The following is a 4,804-nucleotide window of genomic DNA, read 5'->3' on the forward strand; positions in this document are numbered from 1 at the left end:
GGCGTGGTCGGTCGCGATCCACACCACCGCGGGCGCATCGGTGCCCGTGATCGTGACGGTGATGGTCTTCTGCGAGGTGGCGCCTTGCGAATCCGTGAGCGTCACGGTGTAGGTCAGCGTCAGCACCTCGCCGTCCGGGATGAAGTCGGCGAGGTAGACGGGAAGGTCGGCCAACGACCAGTTGATGGTGCCGGTGCCGTCCCCAGTGCTGTCGGCGCCGGCGGCGATCGCGACCGACATCGCGCTCTGGAACGCCGCGAGCGGCCCCGGCGGAACGGTGCTGCCATCAGGCAGGGTCGCGCTGGTCAGCGCCACCGACACCGTATGCTTGTCGGTGAGATCGACGTCGGTGAAGTCCAGCGTGCCCGACGTCGGCACATCGCTGCGGAGCGGGCCACCCGGCACGCTGGTGCCGCCTTCAAAGGTGATGACCGGAACGCTGGTCGAGATCACCGGCTTGTCGTTGGTGCCCGTGATCGTGATGGTGATCGGGATGAACGCGGACTCGGGGTTCACCGCGAAATTGGTGTCGACGCGGACCATGTAGGTCAGCGTCAGCGTTTCTCCGGCCGCGAGGAAGTCGAAGACGTGGTCGGGGATCGTGTAGGTCCAGACCGCCGAGCCGTTGTTGTTGTTGCCACCGTCGGCGGCGACGTTGATCTGGATCAGCGTCGCGGCGATGTCCTGCTTCTGTAGCGCGGTGAGCGAACCGGTGACGTCCTGCTGGCCGGCGCTCTTGTAAACGTAGTTCGGCGCATCGGCGAGACTCACCTTCACCGTCGGCCGGTCGCCGAGGTTCTGGTCGACGAAAGTGATCCGGCCGGAGATCGTATCGGGCGTCGTGCCGCCGGTGGTGTCCGCGCGCTCGGTCAGCGCGAACGCCGTCTTCACGTTGCCGCCGGAATCGAGGCTTCGCGCCAGCGGCTGGCCGGGAATACGGGTGGCGGGCGGCGTGGAAGTGCCGGGTGCCTCAGGTCCCTGCGGATTGAGGTTCGTGAAGGTCGCGATCACGACGGCGCCCGACCCCGACTTGAACACCAGATCCTGGCCGGTTTGCGTGATCGTGTCGGTGAAGTTGGAGGTCAGCTTGGTGTTGGTGTTGGTGTCGGTGAACTTCAGCGTGAACACGTCGGTGATCAGCTTCTGCACGTCCGGCGACATCAGCGCATTGGTGATCGAGACGTTGCCGCCGCTGATCTGAATCATCTGCCCGGCCTGGTTGACCGTCGCGATCGGCAGCAGCGTGACCTTGTCGAACAGGATGTAGGAACCCGTCGTGCCGTTCGGCTCCACCAGCACCTGGAAGCTGGCCTGCGGCTGCGGATCGCCGCCACCGGCGGGAACGACGAAGTTGATCTGGGTCAGCACCGCCGTGCCGCGGATGCCCATGGTGGCGACCGGCGTGTCGATCTTCATGTCGCCGTGCTTGGCGGTCTCGCCGGCGACGAAGGTGATGGTGCCCGCGACCAGGCTGAGCAGCGAGGAGTTGTTCGACCCGTTGGGGTCGTAGACCATCTCGTTCAGCACCATCCTCGCATTTGAGGACAGGCCGAACACGGTGCCGTCGATGAAGGTGATACCGAGCGTCGAATCGGCGCCGGTCGAGACGACGTCGCCCTTCTCGACATTGTCGCCGTTGTTCAGGATGACCGAGACGCCGTTGCGGACCGCGGTCGCGCTGCCGGAGAGTTTGGTGACGTGGCCGATGACCTGGGCCGCGGCGGCGCCGGGCGCGGCCTGCGCATATTGCACATGGCCCGTGAGCGCGCTGACGATGTCGCCGGTGAGGTGGGCGCCATCGGGCGAGGCGATCGCGGCGCGCTTGTCGCCCCTGAAATAATCGTGAACGACGAATTCGTGTCCCTCATGGGACAGCACAAGGTCGAGACCGGCGCGCTTGAACTCGCCGTTGAAGATCAGGTTCGGGTCGGGAACCACGAACGCGCCGTCGGGCACGTGACCGTGCGCCTTCGCGATGAAGGGCTTGGCGGTAAAGGAATCGCCATAGACCTCGCCGGGCAGGTGGGAACCCTGGCCGTCCAAGATGATCGCGGCGTCAAATTTGCCAGCGTAATTCAACCGGGCACCGTAAAAGAGTTAAAATTTAAGTAAGTATCGTCCGCCTAAGCTTGCATAGCATTACTAAATCATTAGCGAAACCGTCTATTGCTTGTGTGATTTCGCGTCACTTGCCGATCGGAGCCACCTGGGAGCACTGCCCTCAGAGAGAAGGTGAAGTATTTCTCGCAGTATATCGAGGTAGAATTCGAGCGAACTTCGCGCATTTCCGGTCATCCAAAGTAAACTGCCGTATAGATCAAGCGGCAGATACTCGTGTCATCTTTTCTTCGTGGGGCCCCTTGGCATCCTGCGGGAAATACGGAACTAAATCTGTGACCCAACTAACAGAACCCGTGAAATAGCGGGCCGTTAGCCATAGGCGGCAGAATCAGCGCCCCCACAACTTCTGCCTGCAAATGGTGCTATTTCGCGGCAAACGGACCCCTCTTATCCCCCGATTCGTAAAATTTTACGCAATTTGGGCAGACCCGTTTCAGCCTGTCCCACGGTTTTGGGACCCCTGCCGGCCGCGTTAAGCAGAACAGAACCGCCCGTCTCGCACTATCTCCGTGAAAGCAACAAAGCCCGGCACGATCAGGTCGAGGGGGATCTGGCGAAGCCGGAAGGGGATGTCAGATGGAGACCGCTGCTCGCTCGCGCGCCTGGCGCGCAATCCTTGTCCTGTGTGGATTGGTCCTGTTCGGATCGGCCGCAGAGCTTCGCGCCGGCACGCTGCTGTCGCCTGGTGCCGGCGTCCTCGTGCGCAAATCCGCCGAACCGTTCGGCGTATTCGCCTTTGCCATCTCGTCCGGCAGCCTCCAGCAGAAATGGTCCGCGCTGAAGTCCAGGCTCGACGACGACATGGTGCAGCTCGCGCTGTGCGACGGCGACCGGGACAATTGCGCATCGCCTGCGGCACTCAAGCTGCTCGCCATCGTCGACCAGGCCCGCGCCCGCGACGGCCGCGCCCGGCTGGGCGAGACCAATCGCGCCATCAACCTCTCGATCCGGGCCGCCAATGACGGCGTCGACGACGTCTGGAGCTCGCCGCTTGCGACCTTCGAGCGCGGCGCCGGCGACTGCGAAGACTACGCCATCGCCAAGCTGGCCGCGCTGCGGCTCGCCGGCGTTGCCACCGAGGACCTCCGCATCGTCGTGGTGCGCGACACCCGCGCCGGCGAGGAGCATGCGGTTGCCGCGGCAAAGCTCGACGGCCACTGGCTGATGCTCGACAACCGCCGCATGGCGATGGTCGAGGACGACGACGCGCGCACCTACCAGCCGCTGTTCGTGCTCTACCAGTCGGCCGTGATGAAATATGTCGACGAGCCGGTACGGCTGTCGATGGCTCCCGCCGAGGCGCATTGATTTTCTTGTAGCCCGATAGACCTCTCCCACAAACCCATTCCACCGCGCGATCCGTGACGCTAGCATGCCTCCGGCAATGCGGGGGACGACCGGAATGCGGTTCATCGGACTGATTGTGCTTGCGCTGCTGACGCTCGCGGCACCCGCGTTCGCGCAATCCAGCCCATCCGACCGCTCCATCGCCGACAGACTGCCGCTGTTCGCCAAGAACAACTGCCAGCAGATTCGCGACCCCGGCAATCAATTGTTCTGCGGTGACGCCGAGCTTGCCGCCGCCGCCGAGAAGCTGAGCACGGCAATCGAGGCACGGCTCGCCCGCCTGCCCGATCGCCTGCCGGCGATCGAGGAAAACGCCATCTGGATCCGACAGCGCAATCTCGGCTGCGGCATCATCGGCCAGACCGCGGTCCGCGCCGACGATCTCGACCGCGTGAAGGCGTGCCTTCTCAAGGTCACCGAAGAGCGTGCCGCAATCGTGCGTGATCCGGATTTCGACTGTCTCGCGGCCAACACGGCGGCGGGCGCGCTGATCTGCGCGGACCCGTCGCTGGCGCTCACCGAAACCGAGCTCAACAGCCAGGTGCTGGGCCTAATCGGCAAACTGGACCCGACCGCGGCCCGCTTTGCCTTCGCCGAATACGGCCGGTGGACGCGAGAGCGCGACCGCAGATGCAATCTCGTCGGCAAGGAGAACGTGCCGCTGCAAGAGCTCGAATCCGCGGAAAGCTGTCTTGCCGACTACCTGACGCACAAGGCCGACGACATCCGAGCCGCCAAGGGTGATCCGAAGAAGGTGTTCGGCCGCCAGGTCGCGGCCCGGTCGCCCGACACCGACGCCGTCGACTTCTGCGCCGCGCGGATTCACGCGGCCAATTCGTGCGGCAATTTCCTGCGCATCAACCGCGTCTACKCGGTCGACAGCCAGGTGACCGACCAGGAGGCGCAGGTCACGGGCGAGATCGAAATGGTCGTGCTGGCGCCCTTCACCACATGCAGCAAAGTCGCCTCCGCCTGCACCGGCACCTGCTGGGACGCCCGGACGGGTCGTCCGCAGCCGGGAGCCGCCGGCAACAAGGAGCGCTCCGCGGACGCCTTCAACGTCACGCGCCGCCTCAGGATCCAGCGCACCTTCGCCTTCGTGAAAGCCGCCGACGGCTGGCGCTGCCGAGAAGACGAACTGGCACCGGTGAATTCGGGGACCGCGGGCGGTGGATCGTAGCTATTCTTCCGTTCTCCCCTTGCGGGAGAAGGTGGCGCGAAGCGCCGGATGAGGGGTTCTCACGACGCGTCAGCCTGTTCGTGAGGATAGAGACCCCTCACCCGGCTTCGCTCACGCGAAGCCACCCTCTCCCGCAAGGGGAGAGGGTGCACCGTC

General features: G+C 64.5%; 3 protein-coding genes. 2 read left to right on the plus strand and 1 reads right to left on the minus strand.

Annotation, left to right across the window (positions count from 1 at the left end; genetic code table 11):
• Positions 1–2,079: FecR family protein (locus AC1D00_RS27010; protein ID WP_477012754.1), on the minus strand; the 2,079-nt coding region annotated here is incomplete at its 3' end.
• A 618-nt stretch (positions 2,080–2,697) separates the two neighbouring features.
• Here AC1D00_RS27010 and AC1D00_RS27015 point away from each other — a divergent pair.
• Complete coding sequence (locus tag AC1D00_RS27015) at positions 2,698–3,429, plus strand: transglutaminase-like cysteine peptidase (RefSeq protein WP_477012755.1); 732 nt, start codon at positions 2,698–2,700, stop codon at positions 3,427–3,429.
• Positions 3,430–3,523: 94 nt separating this feature from the next.
• Positions 3,524–4,648 (plus strand): lysozyme inhibitor LprI family protein, encoded by a 1,125-nt coding sequence (locus AC1D00_RS27020; RefSeq protein ID WP_477012756.1) that lies wholly within the window; start codon positions 3,524–3,526, stop codon positions 4,646–4,648.
• Positions 4,649–4,804 lie beyond the last annotated feature (156 nt).

This window comes from Bradyrhizobium sp. P2_E8 (assembly GCF_056403875.1).

What these genes read in the sequence shown, in the direction of transcription:
- AC1D00_RS27015 (WP_477012755.1), top strand. Translation starts at nt 2,698, where the DNA reads ATGGAGACCGCTGCTCGCTCGCGCGCCTGGCGCGCAATCCTTGTCCTG.